The 18,474-nt window shown below is 73.8% G+C and carries 15 protein-coding genes; 9 read left to right on the plus strand and 6 right to left on the minus strand.

Going from position 1 to position 18,474, the window contains the following annotated elements:
* Nucleotides 1-2: 2 nt before the first annotated feature.
* Nucleotides 3-674, minus strand: a complete 672-nt coding sequence (locus ABEB07_RS11955; protein ID WP_345668304.1) for a HEAT repeat domain-containing protein — start codon at nucleotides 672-674, stop codon at nucleotides 3-5.
* 284 nt (nucleotides 675-958) lie between these two features.
* On the opposite strand from ABEB07_RS11955, the gene ABEB07_RS11960 reads away from it, so the two are divergent.
* From ABEB07_RS11960 to ABEB07_RS11980, 5 genes are all read left to right on the plus strand, one after another.
* Nucleotides 959-1,960: a hypothetical protein gene (locus ABEB07_RS11960; RefSeq protein ID WP_345668409.1), complete on the plus strand. Its 1,002-nt coding sequence runs from the start codon at nucleotides 959-961 to the stop codon at nucleotides 1,958-1,960.
* Nucleotides 1,961-2,004: 44 nt separating this feature from the next.
* Nucleotides 2,005-2,985 (plus strand): hypothetical protein, encoded by a 981-nt coding sequence (locus ABEB07_RS11965; RefSeq protein ID WP_345668305.1) that lies wholly within the window; start codon nucleotides 2,005-2,007, stop codon nucleotides 2,983-2,985.
* Nucleotides 2,986-3,175: 190 nt separating this feature from the next.
* Nucleotides 3,176-3,682 carry a hypothetical protein gene (locus ABEB07_RS11970; RefSeq protein WP_345668306.1) on the plus strand — a complete coding sequence of 169 codons (507 nt, stop codon included), beginning with the start codon at nucleotides 3,176-3,178 and terminating at the stop codon, nucleotides 3,680-3,682.
* Nucleotides 3,683-3,898: 216 nt separating this feature from the next.
* Nucleotides 3,899-6,136, plus strand: coding sequence for a carbohydrate-binding protein (locus tag ABEB07_RS11975; RefSeq protein WP_345668307.1), 2,238 nt, complete (start codon nucleotides 3,899-3,901; stop codon nucleotides 6,134-6,136).
* 104 nt (nucleotides 6,137-6,240) lie between these two features.
* Nucleotides 6,241-7,386, plus strand: a complete 1,146-nt coding sequence (locus ABEB07_RS11980) for a phosphatase PAP2 family protein (protein WP_345668308.1) — start codon at nucleotides 6,241-6,243, stop codon at nucleotides 7,384-7,386.
* A 130-nt stretch (nucleotides 7,387-7,516) separates the two neighbouring features.
* Here the strand turns inward: ABEB07_RS11980 and ABEB07_RS11985 are convergent, their stop codons facing one another.
* The 3 genes from ABEB07_RS11985 to ABEB07_RS11995 all read right to left on the minus strand — a co-directional run bounded on the left by ABEB07_RS11985 (nucleotide 7,517) and on the right by ABEB07_RS11995 (nucleotide 11,227).
* Nucleotides 7,517-8,329, minus strand: coding sequence for a 3-oxoacyl-ACP reductase (locus ABEB07_RS11985; protein ID WP_345668309.1), 813 nt, complete (start codon nucleotides 8,327-8,329; stop codon nucleotides 7,517-7,519).
* Nucleotides 8,330-8,431: 102 nt separating this feature from the next.
* Nucleotides 8,432-9,796, minus strand: a complete 1,365-nt coding sequence (locus tag ABEB07_RS11990; RefSeq protein WP_345668310.1) for an aldehyde dehydrogenase family protein — start codon at nucleotides 9,794-9,796, stop codon at nucleotides 8,432-8,434.
* A gap of 63 nt (nucleotides 9,797-9,859) precedes the next feature.
* Nucleotides 9,860-11,227, minus strand: a complete 1,368-nt coding sequence (locus ABEB07_RS11995; RefSeq protein WP_345668311.1) for a glutamine synthetase family protein — start codon at nucleotides 11,225-11,227, stop codon at nucleotides 9,860-9,862.
* 120 nt (nucleotides 11,228-11,347) lie between these two features.
* On the opposite strand from ABEB07_RS11995, the gene ABEB07_RS12000 reads away from it, so the two are divergent.
* The 3 genes from ABEB07_RS12000 (at nucleotide 11,348) to ABEB07_RS12010 (ending at nucleotide 14,426) form a co-directional block, all read left to right on the plus strand.
* Nucleotides 11,348-12,091, plus strand: a complete 744-nt coding sequence (locus ABEB07_RS12000; RefSeq protein WP_345668312.1) for a FadR/GntR family transcriptional regulator — start codon at nucleotides 11,348-11,350, stop codon at nucleotides 12,089-12,091.
* Between the two features lie 99 nt (nucleotides 12,092-12,190).
* Nucleotides 12,191-13,675: an ethanolamine permease gene (gene eat, locus ABEB07_RS12005; protein ID WP_345668313.1), complete on the plus strand. Its 1,485-nt coding sequence runs from the start codon at nucleotides 12,191-12,193 to the stop codon at nucleotides 13,673-13,675.
* A 31-nt stretch (nucleotides 13,676-13,706) separates the two neighbouring features.
* A complete protein-coding gene (locus tag ABEB07_RS12010) occupies nucleotides 13,707-14,426 on the plus strand; it encodes a gamma-glutamyl-gamma-aminobutyrate hydrolase family protein (RefSeq protein WP_345668314.1) in 720 nt (239 codons plus the stop codon).
* 258 nt (nucleotides 14,427-14,684) lie between these two features.
* Here the strand turns inward: ABEB07_RS12010 and ABEB07_RS12015 are convergent, their stop codons facing one another.
* Nucleotides 14,685-15,398 (minus strand): nitroreductase family protein, encoded by a 714-nt coding sequence (locus tag ABEB07_RS12015; protein WP_345668315.1) that lies wholly within the window; start codon nucleotides 15,396-15,398, stop codon nucleotides 14,685-14,687.
* A gap of 160 nt (nucleotides 15,399-15,558) precedes the next feature.
* Nucleotides 15,559-16,626, minus strand: coding sequence for a LacI family DNA-binding transcriptional regulator (locus ABEB07_RS12020; protein ID WP_345668316.1), 1,068 nt, complete (start codon nucleotides 16,624-16,626; stop codon nucleotides 15,559-15,561).
* A gap of 320 nt (nucleotides 16,627-16,946) precedes the next feature.
* Here ABEB07_RS12020 and ABEB07_RS12025 point away from each other — a divergent pair, with 320 nt between their 5' ends.
* Nucleotides 16,947-18,470 (plus strand): right-handed parallel beta-helix repeat-containing protein, encoded by a 1,524-nt coding sequence (locus ABEB07_RS12025; RefSeq protein WP_345668317.1) that lies wholly within the window; start codon nucleotides 16,947-16,949, stop codon nucleotides 18,468-18,470.
* Nucleotides 18,471-18,474: the final 4 nt, after the last annotated feature.

Consider the following 18,474-nt stretch of genomic DNA (forward strand, 5'->3'; position numbering starts at 1 on the left):
GCCTACCGCTCCTCCCGGTCGGCCGGGCCCAGGGCCACGACGCGCTTGGCCTCCTCGATCGCGGACTCGAACCCGGCGTCCGGGTCGCGCCGCAACCGCTCCGTGGCGATCGCGTGCGCGCGCACGCGGGGGTCGGGATCGTCCGTCGCGGCGCTCACCGCGGGCCTGCCCGCCTCGCCGAGCGCGACCAGCGCCCGGCTGAGGCTCAGCCGCGTCTCGCGCTCACCGCGTCCGAGTCGCGCCGCCAGCGCCACCGCCAACGCGTGCTCCTCGCCCTCGGGTACGAGCACGACCGCCGCCCGCCAGGCACTGCGGGCCACCTCGTCGTCGGCGTCGGACAGCAGCGCCGGTGTGATGGCCGGCCACGCCCGCCGGTCCCCGATCTTGGACAGCGTGTGCAGCGCCTGGCTCCGCGCCCGCGCGGACCGCGCGCGGACCTCCGCGACGAGCACCGGCACCGTCATCGACGCCGGGTGCCGGGTGAGCGCCCACGTCAGCATCTCCCGCACGGAGAAGTCGGGTTCGACCGCACACCGCGCCACGAGCGGGCCGATCGACTCCGGATCCGGCGTCGAGCCCACCGCCAGCGCCGCCCGCAGCCGTACCGACGGGCTGCCGCTCTCCAGCCCCTGAACGGCCCGCTCCGTACGCGTGTCCGCTTCCGCCCTGGTCATCGTGACCACCTCCTGGGCCGCAGTGAAGACCTTCTCACCGTGTCAAGGTCAAACGGTCCCGCGCGCCCGGGCCCATGGCCGGCCGCTCGCGCCGCCGGTCCCCGCGGCCCGCCGTGATCGTCGTCCGCCCGGGCGTACAACCATTCGGGCACTTGATCGGTCTCCGCAGTGACCAGCACCTTGGTCGTTCCTCAGAGGAGACCGACATTTCCGCCATACGCAACACCCTGGCCGCGACCGCCGTCGCCACCGTGGTCCTCGCCGGGACCGCCGCCTGCGGGACCGTGGAGAACCTGACCGCGGGCCAGAAGCTCGACCGCGCCTTCGACGCACTCGGCGAGCAGCACTCGCTCACCTTCGAACTCGATCTGGACACCGACGCGGCGACCTTGCAGGCGCTGGACACCGAGGCGCAGCCCGAGGACCGGATGCCCGACGAGATCGCCGAGCTGTTCAGCGGCGCCCGCGTCTCCGTCTCCGTGGAGTCGAAGAAGCCGCTGAACGACTCCGGCGACAAGGACTTCAGCGCCATGGCCGTGAAACTCAGCGGTCCCAAGGGCGACTTGTTCGAGTACCGGCTGATCGGCGACGACGCCTACGTCCGCGCCGACGTGGCCGCGTTCGGGCAGCTGGCCGGCAGCCCGATGCCCAGCGCCGACGAACTGCCTCCCGAGGCGGGTGCGTTCAAGAAGGTGCTCGCCGGCAAGTGGATCAAGCTCTCCGCCAAGGACCTGCGCAAGACCAGCGAGCAGATGGCCCGGGACCAGGCCGCCGAGAACGGGAAGAAGCCGTCCCCGGCCCCCACGCTCGACGCCCAGGCCCAGAAGAAGCTGATGAACGGCCTGCGCGGGGTCATCGCCAAGGAGGTCCGGTTCAAGACCGCCGACGGCGCCGACGGCACCGAGCACGTCAAGGCCACGGCTCCCTTCCGCACGCTGCTGGCCGGGCTGATCGACGAGATCCGCCCGCTGGCCGGCCAACTGCCCGAGGGAGGCGGGCTGCCCACGGCCGACGACCTCAAGGACGCGCCGAACAAGAAGGTCACGGCCGACTTCACGCTGAAGAACGGCGCCCTGAGCGACGTGTCCGTGGACCTCGCCCCGCTGGCGGAGAAGGCCAAGGGCAAGAAGTTCGCCCTGGTGCTGCGCACCGTGAAGGGCGCGAGGCCCACGGCTCCGGCGGGAGCCACCGAGGTCCGGATGGACGAGCTCATGGAGGGCTTCTTCGGCGGCCTCATGGGCGGCTCCTTCGCGGCGGACGAGCTGTCGGACGAAGCCGCCGGCTGAGCCGCGCGCCTCACCGCCGTACGGCCGCGCTAGCCTCGCCGGTCATGGGAGCGAGAGCGCAGTACGTGGTGGTGGAGAACGGCGTTCGGCAGCGGTACGGCTCGCACTGGGCGGCCGGCCGGCTGATCGTCGATCTGCTGCCCGGCCCGCTCGCGGCGACCCGCTGCTTCCGCTCCCGCCGGGAGAGCGGGGAATGGCTCGACGACGTGTGGTGCGAGGGCGCCGCACTCGTCGACCACGACCGCCGCGTCCTGCTCTGGCACGCCGTCGTGGAGAGCTGGGCCGACTACCGCGCCGCCCGCGCCGTACTGGCCCGGACGTGGGCCGGCTGGGACGTCCGCTTCGCCCACGACGGCATGGGCGATCTGACCCATCACCTGGGCCTCGGCAGGGACTTGACCCGTTCGCCGGGCTGGTTCGAGACCGGCGAACCCTCCTGGTGGGCGGATCCCAGGGGCACCGAGCCCTCGTCCGTGGTCTCCCTGCGGATGCCCGACGCGAGCGTGCGCGCGTGGGGCAGCGTCGGGGAGCCCCTCGAACACCTCGCCGTCACACCTGGTCTGATCGACCTGCTCGTCGCGTCGGAGGACACCCCCGTGCCTACGGACATGCCGCACGGCGGCGTCCACTTCGACCCGCGGGCGCGCACCGTCTCGCTCTGGGCGGTGCGGACCGTGCCCGGCGTCCACGACTGGCCGCTGCCGGGCTGGGAGGACTGGACCCTCGACTTCCAGGGCGACGACCACACCCGGCAGGCCGAGCTGCTGCCCGCCGGCTTCCCGTTCCCGCGGCCCCCGCTCGGGCCCGCACTGCGACAGCTCGGCGACTGGCTCGACGTCCCGCCGCCCGACCACGCCGCCCTCCTCGCCCGTGCCGCGGCCGCACCCGGCCCGCAGGGCGTCGTGTCCGCCGAGGTGCGTCCCGCCGCGCTGACGCCCGACGAGCCCACCGGCCCCCATCCGGCCGAGCCGGCCGAACTGCGCACGGTGCTCGACGCGCTGATCGCGGAGACGGCGGCCGGCTGACCGCCGGCCCACACCTGGTCCGGGGCAGTGCGGCGTACGTCTTCGGCCATCGCCGTGCCAGGGGGTTGCCGGGGTCGGCAAGGCGCTTCGACAATCAGCGTTCATGGACTTGAGTCGCTTGGGCGCGCATGCGCAAGAAAGCCTTCGCCGCAGAGGCTTGCTCGCCGGACCGGGTGATACGGCCGCTTCCGTGCGGATCTGTGCGGACGACGGCAGCCGCGGCGGGTTCCCCATCGGCTGGGTCGTGCGGGAACCCCACGCCTTCCGCCCGGGCCGCCTCGCCTGGAACGCGTACGCGCGGCGGGCCATCAACGACCCCGGCTACTGGAACGGCCGCGTCCGGGGCCGGTACGAGGAGTACGGCGGAGGCGGCGAGGAGAACATCGACAAGGCCGTCCACGAGGTGCTCTACGCCGCCTCGTTCGGGGACGTCCTGGCCGCGCGCGCGGCCGAGTCCCGCGCGGCCGACACCTATACCGGAACGATCGACGAGGCGCAGGCCGAATGGCTGGGCTCACTGGACGTGCCGAAGGGCATGACACACCTGGGCGGTGGCCGGATCAGGTTCACCGCCATCGCGTACGCCTACTTCCGCGGCGGCCCCGAGTCCGGCCCGTTCATCGAGGAGGCCGGCGGCACTCCGCTGCTCCACCTCGATCCGCTGGACGAGCCGTACCGCCTCACCCGCGAACGCTGAACGCCGGGGCGGCAGTTGGGCGCCTCCGGCTACAGCGGCGCCCGTTCGCCCACCCGCGGCGGCCCGGACACGACCGCCAAGTGCGCCATCCTCGCGGTCGCCGGTGCCCGACTCCTGTACGTGTCTTGTTCGCTCGCTGTACGTTTCCTCCGTGTCTGATGGCGGGCGGCCGTCACCGACCCGGCCGCCCTGCTGGCCGCCAAGAGCGCCACGTTCGTGTTCCACGCCCCGTCCGGACGCCAGTGGGTGTCGAACTTCGACCGGTACCAGTTCTCCCCGACCCCGGACTCTCCGTCCGCCACGACCACCCTCGCCACGCTCACCGCGCTCAACAGCACCACGACGGGCGGCGGTTCGCTCCCGCTGAGCCTCGCGAACGGCGCGGATCTGCGCGACGGCGCCGACACCGTCACCGTCCGCTACGACAAACCCCGTTCGCGCGCGGCGTCGGACTCGCACCTCACCCTGCGCCTCGGCTCCCGGGACGGCGCCAAGAGCGTCGACATCCCCCTCGACTACACCGGTTCGGGCTGGGGCACCCTCGCCACCACGACCGCGCGGCTCGACCCCGGTGTCTTCCGCGGCGTCCAGGACGTCTACGCCGACTTCGCCTCCGGCACCCAGACCGCCGCCCAGCCCTACGTCGGCAACATCCACTCGCTGACCCTGACCCGCAGTTCCGACACCCCGGTCGGGTTCGACGCCACCGCCTTTCGCGCCGGCAGCGGCGGCGGCCTCAAGAGCGAGCCGGCCGGCTGGAGCGGCGCCGGCTCCGCCACCGACCTCGGCGGCACTTACGACGGCGCCTGGCTCGACTACGGGGACGTCGACTTCGGCGACGTGCCGAGGAACACCGTCACCCTCACCTACGTCAACAACTCCGCCCGCTGCGGCGCCGGTTCGGCCGTCCAGCTCTACCTGGACTCCTTCGACGCGGCGCACCCCGGCACGCCGTACGCGACCGTGCCGCTGCCGGTCACGGGAACCGCGTGGTCGGCGGGCGGGACGACGAGCCTGACGCTGCCCACGCCGCTCACCGGCGCCCACACCGTCCACCTGCGGCTGACCACCCACCCGGACGCCTCGCACCCGTACGTCGCGAACCTGGGCCGGATCACCTTCGGCCACGCCGACACACCCGCCGCCACCGACGCCTCCGCCCTGCGCGCGGCGATCGACCGCTACGCGCACCTGTCCGGCGACGCCGACCGGTACGACACGATCGACTTCGGCGTGTTCCGGCGCGAACTCGCCGCCGCACGCGCCCTGATCGACGCCGACGGCGCGACCCAGCTCGACGTCGGCACCCGCACCCGCACTCTCCATCTCGCCGCCGGGCAGCTGATCCCGCTGCCGAGGCTGAGACTGGAGGACCTGGTCGCGACCGCGTCGGCCCTCGACAAGGCCCGTTACACGGACGCGTCGTGGCAGACGTTCACCACGGCACTGGCCGGGGCGAGATCCGCGGCCGGCGACGACACGGCCACGGACGCGACCCTCACCGCGCGGTACGAGGCGCTCGACCGCGCCCTGGCCGCGCTCACCACGAAGCCCCGGACGGCGCCCGCCGCGCCCGACGCCGTGTCGGCGACCGCGTCCGGCACGAGCGTCACCGTCGCCTGGGCCGCACCCGCGGACACCGGCGGCTCGCCGGTCACCGGCTACCGGGTCGCCCTCGGCGACCACCAGGTCGACATCCACGATCCGGACAGCCGCGCCACGACGTTCACCCGGCTGCCGGCCGGCCGGTCGTACACGGCGCGCGTCCAAGCGGTGAACCGGATCGGCGCCTCCCGCCCGAGCGCCGCCACGGCGCCCGTGGCAAGCGGCGGCGGCACACCGCAGAAGCCGACCGTGACGGGTGTGACCACCGACGGCCACCACGTCCGCGTGACCTGGCGGGCCGCCGGGGACGGCGGATTCCCGCTCGTCGGCTACACCGTCGCCCTCGACGACGGCACCACCGCGCACCTGCCCGGCACGGCGGACACGGCGCTGCTCACCACCCCGAGCGGCGCTAAGGCCCACACGGCCACCGTCACCGCGCTCACCCTGGCCGGCACCTCGGACGGCACCGCCCCGACGGCCCCGACGCCCGCGACCGCGGCGCCGGACGCCGCCGACCCGGCGTACGAGCCGACCCCCTTCCCCGCCGGCACCCTGAACGCGGCCTACGCGTCGGACGAGTGGCCCGCGACCGGCGACGGCACCGACTACTTCGACCGTCTGCTCAGCGGCTTCGACGACCTCCACTCCGACATCCTCGGCGCCCCCGCGAACGTGCCCCACGGCACCCCGCCGACCGCCGAGAACGACGAGATCGCCCTCCGCGTCAACAACGCGGCCACCCAGAAGGAGGTCGACCGGGCCGAGACCGACGCCACCCACAGCGCCACCGTCAGCCTGGCCGACGGCCTCGGCTCGCGGCTCGCCGGATCTACGCCGACGCCCTGAGCGGCGGGCTGCTGCCCAAGACCAACGCGCTGTTCGGCCGCGTCACCCAGAACCTCGACACCCACGACGCGGCCAAGGACCACTACGGCTACCCGCGCCCGTACGTGCGGCTGGGGTTCGTCGGCGACGGCGGCGACGTCTACGAGTCGCAGGACGGCTCCTACAGCGGCCTCGCCACCAGCGGCTCCTACCCGAGCGGACACACCTACGGCGGCTACGAGGCCGGCACGATCCTCGCCACCCTCCTGCCGGAACTGGCGCCGTCCATCCTCGCGCGCACCTCGGAGTACGGGAACAACCGCGTCGTCCTCGGATTCCACTACCCGCTCGACGTGATCGGCGGCCGGATCACCGCACAGGCCACCGTCGCGCACCGGTGGGCGGACCCCGGCTTCGCCGCGCTGCTCACGCAGGCCCACACCGAGATCGAGAACGTCCTGCCGGCGCAGTGCGCGAAGGAGGGGTACGGCGACACGCTCGCGGCCTGCTCCGGCGACTCCTACGGCGGCCTCGGCACGCAACAGGACGTCGACCTGTACACCCGGCGCCTGACCTACGGGTTCTCCCGCACCGGGCGGTCGGGGCAGCCGCTCAGGGCGCCGTCCGACGCGGCGGCGCTGCTGACCACGGCCTTCCCGGACCTCACCGCCGGGCAGCGCACACAGATCCTCCAGCAGACCGCGACGGACTCCGGCTACCCGCTCGACCTCACCCGGGACGGAGGCGAGAGCTGGCAGCGGATCAACCTGGCGGCCGCGATGACGGCGCGGGTGGTGGTGAACGCCGACGGGTCGGTCACGGTGACGAACCACTCGGACGCCACCGGGGCCGGCGTCGCCGACGCCAGGGCGATCACCGTCGGCGGCGTCGCGATCGACGGATTCGACCCGGACGTGACGACGTACGTCGTGGACCGGCCGGGGAACGGGCCGGTCCCGGCCGTCTCCGCCGTGGCGGCACAGCCCGGCGCGCGGGTGAAGGTGACCGATGGAAGTTCCGTGCTGACGTCGGCCGGGTCGCGGACGACCGCCCGCACCATCACGGTGACCTCCGCCGACGGCACGGTCACCCGGACGTACACGGTCGGGTTCCAGCGCCCGGGCCGCGGCCACCGGCCGACGGCGGCCGGTGGCGACGGCGGCGCCGCCGCGTGGCCCGGCGCGTGGGGCCGTGGACCGGGCGATGCGGGCGGTGCGGGTCTCTGGTCGCGGGGCACGGAGTGGGCGCGAAGGAGCGGGATCGGCGGCTGACCGACGCCGTTCGCCACGCCGGGCGTGCGCCGGCCGGCTCCCGACCCGCATGATGGGGGGAGCCGGCCTCCGCTCCGCGTCCCCCGAGCCGGAGCGGAGGCCATGGTGTGCCCTCGGGCCCGGGACGGGCCTAGAGCGGCGTGACGTAGGCGCCGGCGATGCCGCCGTCGACGAGGAACTCGGCGGCGTTCACGAAGGACGCGTCGTCGCTGGCGAGGAAGGCCACCGCGGCGGCGATCTCCTCCGGCTCGGCGAACCGTCCCACCGGGACGTGCACGAGGCGGCGCGCGGCACGCTCGGGGTCCTTGGCGAACAGCTCCTTCAGCAGCGGGGTGTTGACCGGCCCCGGGCACAGCGCGTTGACCCGGATGCCCTCGCGGGCGAACTGCACGCCCAGCTCGCGGGACATCGCCAGCACGCCGCCCTTGGACGCGGTGTAGCTGATCTGCGAGGTGGCGGCGCCCATGACGGCCACGAAGGACGCCGTGTTGACGATCGAGCCCCTGCCCTGGCGCCGCATGTAGGGGATGGCGGCCTTGCAGCACAGATAGACGGAGGTGAGGTTGACCTCCTGCACCCGCCTCCAGGCGTCCAGGCCGGTGGTGAGGATGGAGTCGTCGTCGGGCGGGGAGATGCCGGCGTTGTTGAAGGCGACGTCGACCGAGCCGTAGGTGTCGTGGGCGGTCCGGAACAGCGCCTCGACCTGTTCGGGATCGGTGACGTCCACCCGTACGAACAGCCCGCCCACCTCGGCGGCCGCGGCCTTGCCCGTCTCCTCGTCGATGTCGGCGCAGACGACGTGGGCGCCCTCGGCGGCGAGCCGGCGGACGGTGGCACGGCCGATGCCGCTGCCGGCCCCGGTGACGACGGCGGTACGGCCGACCAGGCGGCGGCAGACCGGGCTCTCGGTGTCGGAGGCGGGGGCGGGGGCGCTGTCGGTCACGGCGGGGCCTTTCTCTCGGGTCACTCGGGTCTTTCGGGTCTCTCGGGTACGGATCTCTCGCATACGGGACACGTGTGCGGGGCCCGCGACGGGTCGGTCGGGTCAGTCCTCGGTGCTGAGGAACACGTTCTTGGTCTCGGTGAAGGCGGCGAGGGCGCCGGGGCCCAGTTCCCGGCCGAGTCCGGACTGCTTGTAGCCGCCGAACGGGGTCCAGTAGCGCACGCTGCTGTGCGAGTTGACCGACAGGTTGCCCGCCGCGACGGCGCCGGCGACGCGCAGCGCCCGGCCGACGTCACGGGTCCAGAGGGAGCCGGAGAGCCCGTACGCGGTGGCGTTGGCCAGGCGCACGGCGTCGGCCTCGTCCGTGAAGGGCAGGACGACGGCGACGGGCCCGAAGACCTCCTCGACGGCCGCCGGGATGTCGGGGGAGGCGGGGGCGAGCACCGTCGCCGGGTACCAGAAGCCCTTCCCGTCCGGCGCGTCCCCGCGGAAGGCGACCGGTGCGCCGTCGGGGACGTAGGAGCGCACCCGCTCGCGCTGGGCGGCGGAGATCAGCGGGCCCATCCGCGTGCCGGGGTCGGTGGGGTCGCCGACCCGCCAGGCCTTGACGGCTGGCTCCAGCAGCTCCATGAAGCGGTCGTACACGTCGCGCTGGACGAGGATGCGGCTGCGGGCGCAGCAGTCCTGGCCGGTGTTGTCGAGGAAGGAGGCGGGAGCGGCGTCGGCCGCCTTGTCGAGGTCGGCGTCGGCGAAGACGATGTTGGGGCTCTTGCCGCCGAGTTCCAGCGTCACCCGCTTCACCCGGTCGGCGCACTTGGCCATGATCCGCTTGCCGACCGGCGTGGAGCCGGTGAAGACGACCTTGGCCACGTCGGGATGCTCGACCAGGGCGTTGCCCGCCACCGGTCCGGCGCCCGGCACGACTTGGAACAAACACTCGGGCAGTCCCGCCTCCAGGCACAGTTCGGCGAGCCGCAGCGCGGTCAGCGGCGTCGTCTCGGCGGGCTTGAGCAGGACGGCGTTGCCCGCGGCGAGCGCCGGGGCCGCGCCCCAGCAGGCGATGGGCAGCGGGAAGTTCCACGGCGCGATGACGGCGACCACGCCGAGCGGCTCGTGCGTGGTGATGTTCAGACCGCCCGCGACCGGGATCTGAAGCCCGGTCAGCCGCTCGACGCCACCGGCGGCGTAGGCGAAGAGGTCGCGGGCGTTGCCCGCCTCCCAGCGGGCGTTGCCGAGGGGGTGGCCCGCTTCGGCGACCTCCAGCCGCGCCAGTTCCTCCAGATGGCCGTCGACGGCGGCGGCGCAGCGGTGCAGCAGCCGGGAGCGGTCGCCCGGGGCGACGGCCGCCCAGGCCGCCTGCGCCCTGACCGCCCGCCGGACCGCGGCGTCCACGTCGGACTCGCTCGACGCGGGGACGGTGGCGACGACGTCCTCGGTCGCCGGGTTGAGTACGTGGTGCTCGCTCAAGGTTCGGGACTCCAGGTGCCGGAGGGGAACGCGGACACGGTCGCCGGTGTGCGGCGGGAGGGGCTACATCCGCTCGAAGGACCGGAACCGCTCCCAGTCCGTGACGGCGGAGTCGAACGCGTCCAGCTCCACGCGCGCCATGTTGGCGTAGTGCTCGACGACCTCGTCGCCGAAGGCGGCCCGGGCGAGCGCACTGTCCGTCCACCGCCGCGCCGCCTCCCGCAGGTGCGTCGGGACGCGGTCGGCGCCCTGCTCGTAGGCGTTGCCGGTACACGCCTCGGGCAGCTCCAGCTCGTGTTCGACGCCGTACAGCCCGGCGGCGACCATGCCGGCGACCGCGAGGTAGGGGTTCACGTCACCGCCGGGCAGCCGGTTCTCGAACCGGTGGGAGAGGCCGTGGCCGACCACGCGCAGGGCGCAGGTGCGGTTGTCCGGCCCCCAGGCGAGCGCCGTCGGCGCGAAGGAACCGGCGCGGAACCGCTTGTAGGAGTTGATGTTCGGCGCGTACAGCAGGGTGAAGTCGCGCATCGCGGCGATCTGCCCGGCGAGGAAGTGCCGCATCAGCGGGGACATCCCGTACGGGTCCGCGTCGTCGGCGAACACCGGGTTGCCGGCCTCGTCGCGCAGCGAGAGGTGGATGTGGCAGGAGTTGCCCTCGCGCTCGTCCCACTTCGCCATGAAGGTGAGCGACGCGCCCTCCTGGGCCGCGATCTGCTTGGCGCCGGTCTTGTAGACGGCGTGCTGGTCGCAGGTGGTGAGCGCCTCGTCGTAGCGGAAGGCGATCTCGTGCTGGCCGAGGTTGCACTCGCCCTTGGCGGACTCCACCGTCATCCCGGCGGCGCCCATCTCGTTGCGGATCCGGCGCAGCAGGGGCTCCACCCGGCCGGTGCCGAGGACGGAGTAGTCGACGTTGTACTGGTTGGCGGGGTTCATGTCGCGGTAGCCGCGCGCCCAGGCGTCCTCGTAGGTGTCCTTGAAGACCATGAACTCCAGCTCCGTGCCGGCGTACGCGCTCCAGCCGTGCTCGGCGAGCCGGTCGAGCTGGCGGCGCAGGATCTGGCGCGGGGAGGCGACGACAGGCGAGCCGTCGTGCCAGGCCAGGTCGGCCAGGAGCAGGGCGGTCCCGGCGTCCCAGGGGGTGCGGCGCAGGGTGGCGGTGTCGCCGTGCAGGGCGAAGTCGCCGTAGCCGCGGTCCCACGAGGACATGGCGTAGCCGCCGACGGTGTTCATCTCGGCGTCCACGGCCAGGAGGTAGTTGCATCCCTCGGTGCCGTGCTCCAGGACGTCGTCGAGGAAGAAACGGGCGGCGAACCGCTTGCCCTGGAGTCTGCCCTGCATGTCGGTGAAGGCGAGGACGATGGTGTCGATCTCCCCGGCGTCGACGAACGCGCGCAGTTCGTCCACGGAGAGCGGGGGCGTACGGTCAGCCACGGGGGCGCCTCCTGGCGTCAGTCGTCGGTCCGGGAGGACGGCGGGGCCGCTCTCCCGGGTGTGCCGCACCGGATGAGGCATAAGGTATGCACAAGAACCTTTGCAGGGGAAGGGGGCCCGATGGGTGAGCTTCGGGAAGCCTCGGCGGCGGACCGGCTGGCGCCGGTGCTCCGGCCGGTGCGGGCCGGCAACGGCTTCGAGGAGGCGATGGAGCAGATACTCCAGATCATCCGCCTGGGTCTGGTGCCGCACGGGGAGCGGCTGCCGGCGGAGCGCGACCTGGCGGACCGGCTCGGGGTGAGCCGGGTGACCCTGCGCGAGGTGCTCAAGGCCCTCCAGGACCAGGGGATCGTGGAGAGCCGGCGCGGCCGTTACGGCGGCACGTTCGTGCTGCGGCGGCCGGAGCCGGCGGCCGGCGACGACGAGGACGAGCTGCGCCGGCGTGTGGCCGGGGTGGACGTCGAGGACGTGCTGCTCTTCCGCGAGGTGCTGGAGGTGGGCGCGGCCGGCCTGTGCGCGGTCCGCCCGCTGGGCGCAGACGCGGAGCGCCGGCTGCGCGCCGCGCTGACGGCCACGCAGGACGCGCCGCTGGCCGAGTACCGCCGCCTGGACACGATGCTGCACCTCACCCTCGCGGACCTGTGCGGCTCCCCGACGCTGGCCGGGCAGTACGCGGCCGTCCGGGCGACCGTGAACGACCTGCTGGACTGCATCCCGCTGCTGGTGCGCAACCTGGAGCACTCGCAGCGGCAGCACGAGGCGCTGGTGGAGGCGGTCCTGGAGGGGGACGCGGACGGCGCGCGGGAGGTCATGCGCGAGCACTGCGCGGGCACCGCGGCGCTGCTGCGCGGCTTCCTGTCGTGACGCCGCGTTCACCGATCGTTGACAGCACGGGTCTTGCGCTCGGCCATCGGGACCGCAAAGGTTTGTGAGCCGACCTTTGAACCGAGGCAGGAGCGACTGATGGCCGACGGCACCGACTCGCGCAGGCCCGCACCGTCCGCGCCGCCGCCCGACGGCGCCCCGGCGCCGTCCCCGGACGGCGACGCCTACCTGGAACGCCGGGCCCTGAACCGGGGCAGCGCCGGCTGGCTGCTGCTGACCGGTCTCGGCGTGGCCTACGTCGTCTCCGGCGACTACGCCGGCTGGAACTTCGGACTCGCCCAGGCGGGCTTCGGCGGGCTCGCCGTGGCCGCCGTGCTGATGGGCCTGATGTACACCTGCCTGGTCTTCTCCCAGGCCGAGATGGCCGCGGTCGTGCCCACCGCAGGCGGCGGCTACGGCTTCGCCCGCCGCGCGCTCGGCACCTGGGGCGGCTTCCTCACCGGCACCGCCATCCTCATCGAGTACATCCTCGCCCCCGCCGCCATCGCGATCTTCATCGGCGACTACGTGGAGTCGCTCCACCTGTTCGGCCTGACCTCCGGCTGGCCGGTCTACCTCGCCTGCTTCGTCCTCTTCATCGGCATCCACCTGTGGGGCGTCGGCGAGGCGCTGCGCTTCAGCTTCGTCGTCACCGGCGTCGCGGTCACCGCGCTGCTCGTCTTCGCCGTCGGCGCCCTCGGCGACTTCGACGCGGGCCGGCTCGACGACATCCCCGTCGACCACACGGCCTTCGGCGCGAGCTCGTGGCTGCCCTTCGGCCTGCTCGGCATCTGGTCGGCGTTCCCCTTCGGCATGTGGTTCTTCCTGGGCGTCGAAGGGGTGCCGCTGGCCGCCGAGGAGACCAGGGACCCGGCGCGCTCGCTGCCGAAGGCGATGGCCCTGTCCATCGGCATCCTGCTCGTCCTCGCGCTGCTCACCTTCCTGGCCGCCACCGGCGCGCACGGCTCGAACGCGGTGCGGGACGCCGGCAATCCGCTGGTGGCCGCGCTGGAAGGCGGCGGCGGGCCGACTCCGCTGAGCCGGTTCGTGAACTACGCGGGTCTCGCGGGTCTCGTCGCCTCGTTCTTCTCCCTCATCTACGCCGGATCGCGCCAGCTCTTCGCGCTCTCCCGGGCCGGCTACCTGCCTCGCTTCCTGTCCCTGACCAGCCGCCGCAAGGCCCCCTACCTCGGCCTGCTGGTGCCGGGCGCGCTCGGCTTCGCCCTGGCGGCGGCGACGGGCGACGGCGCGCGTATGCTCAACGTCGCGGTGTTCGGCGCGACCATCTCCTACGCCCTGATGGCCCTGTCCCACATCGCGCTGCGCCGCCGGGAGCCCGACCTGCCGCGGCCGTACCGCACCCCGGGCGGTGTCGTGACCTCCTCGGTGGCGCTGGTGCTCGCCTGCGCGGCGCTGGTGGCCACCTTCCTCGTGGACAAGGCGGCCGCGCTGATCGCGCTCGGCGTCTACGCCGTCGCCCTCGCCTACTTCGCCTGCTACAGCAGGCATCGCCTCGTCGCCTCCGCCCCCGAGGAGGAGTTCGCCGCCCTGGCCGCCGCCGAGGCCGAACTCGAACGGGACTGAACGAGCACCCCGACCCAGGATCGGAGCAGCCGTGTCCAAGCCGCTCATCGGCATCAGCACCTACCTCGAACCGTCCGTGCGGTGGGGCGTGTGGGACCTGCCGGCCGCCCTGCTGCCGGCCGGGTACCACCGGCTCGTCCAGCAGGCCGGCGCTCTGGCGACGCTGCTGCCGCCGGACGCGCCCGCCGCCGCGGAGGCGGTGGTGTCCCGGCTCGACGGACTCGTCATCGCGGGCGGTCCGGACGTGGAACCCGCGCGGTACGGGGCGGAGCGCCACCCGCGGACCGGGCCGCCCCATGCGGCGCGCGACGCCTGGGAGTCGGCGCTGATCGAGGCGGCGCTGGCGGCGGGCGCCCCGCTGCTGGGCGTGTGCCGGGGCATGCAGCTGCTGAACGTCGTCCTCGGCGGCACCCTCGTCCAGCACCTGCCCGACGAGGTGGGGCACGGCGGCCACTGCGGCCCGCCCGGGACGTTCGCCCGGCACACGGTGAAGCCGGTGCCCGGGACGCTGCTGGCCGCGGCGGCGCCCGAGGAGGCGAGCGTGTCCACCTACCACCACCAGGCCGTGGACCGGCTGGGCGCCGGACTCGTGCCGAGCGCGTACGCCGAGGACGGCACGGTGGAGGCGCTGGAACTGCCGACGGCGGACGCCTTCACCCTGGCCGTCCAGTGGCACCCGGAGGCCGGGCAGGACCTGCGCGTGACGCGGGCCTTCACAGCCGCCGCGGCGGCCCGCCGACAGAGCCGTTGACGACGACGCACCCGCCACCGCCCCCGTCCGTCGCCGCCCCCGGCCTCCGCCGCCCCGGCCGTCCGTCGCCGTCCTGTCCGTTGCCGCCCCCCGGCTGGCCGCCGCCTCCGGCCGCCGCCGTCGGCCGCCCCCGGCCGCCGCCCTGCCCGGCCACCGGACCGCTCGCCGGACCGGCCGCCGACCGTCGGTCCCGTGGGTCCGGCGGCGGCAGCGGTGTGTCGAGGAGGTGGTCGACCGGCCCCGCACGGACCGGCCGGATCAGAGCGGACCGGGGCGGTCGGCGGCCGGGAGCGGACCGGGGTGGTCGGCGGTCGCCTGCGCGAGCGACTTGCGCGCCAGGTCCGGGACCTCGCAGTCGGCCGCGGCGTAGCCGATGGGGAAGAGGATGTAGGGCCGCTCGTTGCCGGGCCGCCCGCAGATCTCGGTGAGGAAGCCCATCGGGTTGGGCGTGTGCGTCAGGGTGCTCAGGCCCATCGCGTGCAGGGCGGCGATGAAGAGACCGCAGGCGATGCCCACGCTCTCGTTCACGTAGTAGTTCTTGCGCAGCGAGCCGTCCGGCAGCGCGGTGCTCTTCTCGGCGAAGCAGACGACGATCCACGGCACGACGTCGAGGAAGCCCTTGTCCGCGTCCGTCTCCAGGCGCGCGAGCGCGGCGCGCCACTCGGGCGGGAGCCGCCCGCCCTCGTAATTGACCCGCTCCTCCTCCTCGGCGGCGAGGCGGATGCGGTGCTTGGTCGCGGCGTCGCCGATCACGGCGAACCGCCACGGCTGGAAGTGGGCGCCGGAGGGTGCGGTGTTGGCCGCGGCGACGGCGAGGTCGACGCAGGCGCGCGGCACCGGCTCGTCGCTGAAGAACCGCACGCTGCGCCGCCGGTCGAGGAAGGCCACGAAGTCCTGCCCGCGCCGCAGCATCTCGGCCTCGTCGTACCGCTCGGGCCGGTACGGGACGAACGGGTGGGTGTGCTGCCTCACAACTGCTCCTCGTGGGAGGGGAGTCCACAGGGTCCACAGCGTGGGCCATCGGCGGACGCGGAGGCAACACCCGCCGGGGGCGGCCGGGTGCCGGTCCGCCGGAAATCGCCTGTCGCCCCGGAGCCGCGCGGCGCGCGCGACACCGACCGCGGACCTCGCCTCAGGCGGACGCCGTCCCGCCGCAGGAGGCGCGCACCTTCAGCTCGGGGAGCAGTTCGAGGCGGTGGACCGGCAGGGTGTGCCCGTGCCGCAGCCGCCGCAGCAGGAGGTCGACGGCGGCGGCGCCGACGGCCCGCTTGGGCGGCGCCACGGCGGTCAGCGGCGGTGCGCCGAGGGCCGCGAAGACGTCGTCGTAACTGATCAGCGCCAGGTCCTCGGGCACGGACAGGCCCCGGGCGCGCAGCAGCGCGGGGAGCTGGATGGCGTCCTGGTCGTTGTGCACCAGCGCCGCCCGCACCCCCTGGCCCGCGGCCTCGGCGAGCCGCCCGGCCACCGTCTCGGGAGCCGTGGCGGGGTCCTCGATGTCGATCACCGGCTGCGGCGCCAGTCCCAGCGCCCGGCATGCCTCGGTGTAGCCGCTGCGCACCTTCATCGCCGTCCAGGTGTCGCAGCGGGCGGCGAGGACGACACTGTCATGGCCGAGCGCGGCCAGATGGCGCAGGGCGAGCAGCACGCCGTGGTGGTGGTCGGAGCTGACGGAGTCGAGTTCCGCCGCGGGGTCGCCGGCCGTGGCCCTGCGCTCCACCAGGACGGTCGGCACCGGCAGATCACGGAGCCAGAGCCGGTCCTCGGGCTCGTGCCCGGTGCGCCAGTTGGGGGTGAGCATCAGCCCCTCGGCCCCCGACTTGAGCAGTTGTTCCGCCTGGGCGCGGTCGGCGCCGGGGGTGTAGGAGGAGATGCCGAGCACCAGGTGCGCCCCGGCGTCGGCGGCCGCGGCGCGCGCCCCGGCGATCACCTCGTCGAAGTACTGGCTGACGGTGTGGCTCACGGTGGGCACGATCAGGCCCATGGTGCGGGCGTCCGCCGGGGCGGCGGCGCCCTCCTCGGGCCGGGAGACGGAGCCGTGCGAGCGGCGCAGGAGACCGGTCTCGGCGAGGGTCGCGACGTCCCGGCGCACGGTGACCGTGGGGAGGTCCAGCCGGGCCGCGAGGTCGGTCACCCGCACCGTGCCGAGCTTGCGCACGATCTCGAGGATCCGCGTCCTGCGCTCGTCAGCCGCGATCGACATGACGGTCCCTTCCTGGCCGGCCTGACTCGCCACGAGTTTATCATTCGATACGTCGTTGATCTACTGCTCAGCACTCGCCCGACCGAGGCCCGCGTGGCCGGCCCCCTCGCCCGGCGTCCCGAACTCGCTGGTGAGACAAGCGATTTCAGGCGAGCCGGGGGCCTCTTGCGGGGTCACGCGACCGGCGGGGAGGCGGGACATCACGCGGCGCCGTCCCACACTGACCTGATCGAAATTCGATCGAATAGTTCATATGTGTTGACGTGCGGGAGCGCCGATCCTAGCTTCTGGCCTCCCGAGCCCCCGCGGAAGGACCCCCTATGAGCCCTTACAGGAGAGCCAGGACCGCGCTCACCGCCGCGGCCGCCGCCGCTCTCGTAGCGCTCACCGCCTTCACCGGCGCCCCGGCCGCAGCGCTCACCGCCGTACCGGCCGCCGCCGCCGACTCACCCGTCACCGTCCATCTGGACTGCTCACAGCCCCGCAACGGCACCGGCGCCCGGAGCGCGCCGTACAACGACCTGGCCTCCGTCAACGCCCTGACGTTCGGACCCGGCGACACGCTGGCCCTGGCCGCCGGCACGACCTGCCACGGCACGCTCGCCCCGAAGGGCAGCGGCACCGCCGCCGCGCCCGTCTCCGTCGTCCCCTACGGCGCCGGCGCCGCCCCGGTCGTGGACGCGGACGGCGCCGAGAACGCGCTGCGGCTGACCGATCAGGACCACTGGAGTGTCAAAGCGATCGAACTGACCGATCCGGCCGACGCCGTGGCCCAGCGGCAGGGACTGCTGATCGAGTCCACCGACGGCCGGACGCACTCCGGCTTCGACATCGACGGCCTGATCGTGGACCGGGTCGCGGGCGAGACCGACAAGGCCGCCCACGCGACCGCGTTCGCCCAGTCCGCCTGCATCCGCACCGGCGCGTCCGGCACCGGCTCCCTGCTCAGCGACGTCCACGTCCACCACACCCGCGTCAGCGACTGCGGCGGCGGCGGGATCAAGGTCCGTACCGGCACCGTCAACACCCGGCTGGGCCAGAACGTGCACGTCGACCACAACACCGTCAGCGCGGTCGGCGGGGACGGCGTCATCGTCTCCTACGCCGAGTCGCCGCTGATCGAGTACAACACGGCGGCCGGCCTCGGCACCGGCGCCTACCCGTGGACCGGCGGCAACTTCGCCGGGATCTGGGTGCTCGGCGACCACGACGCGGTCATCCAGAAGAACGTCGTGTACGGCAGCGTCATGTCCGCCTACGACAGCGAGGCGTTCGACTGCGACTGGGGCAACACCGGCACCTGCACGGTGCAGTACAACTTCAGCCGGGACAACGCGGGCGGACTCTTCCTCGACTGCGACGGCTGCGGCACCGTCGGCGGGGCCACCGAGGTGGTGCGCTACAACATCTCCCAGAACGACTGCCGGATGGTCGGCGCCGGCGGCGGGCGCTCCGCCCTGCGCTTCTACGACAACGTCGTCCACTGCCCCGGCCGGAAACTCGATGTCAGCGTGCCCGCCGACAGTCTGATGGAGAACAACGTCTGGGTGGGCCGCGAGGACTCCCGGCTGCCCACCGGGCCGGGCGTCTCCTGGCAGTGGAACGTCTTCCAGGGCGTGCCGCGGCCCACCGCCAACGGCATCGTGGGCGACCCGCTGTTCGTGGCCCCGGGAACGGGCGGCGACACCCTCGGCTCCGCGGACGGCTACCGGCTCAGGGCGGGCTCGCCCGCGCTGGGCAACGGCGGCGTCGTCGCGGACAACGGCGGCCGCGACTACTGGGGCGCCCCGGTCTCCGCCACCGCCAAGCCGAACCGCGGGGCGGACGACGGCCCCGGCCTGTGAGCCA

The organism is Streptomyces similanensis, assembly GCF_039543625.1.
Taxonomy (GTDB): Bacteria; Actinomycetota; Actinomycetes; order Streptomycetales; family Streptomycetaceae; genus Streptomyces; species Streptomyces similanensis.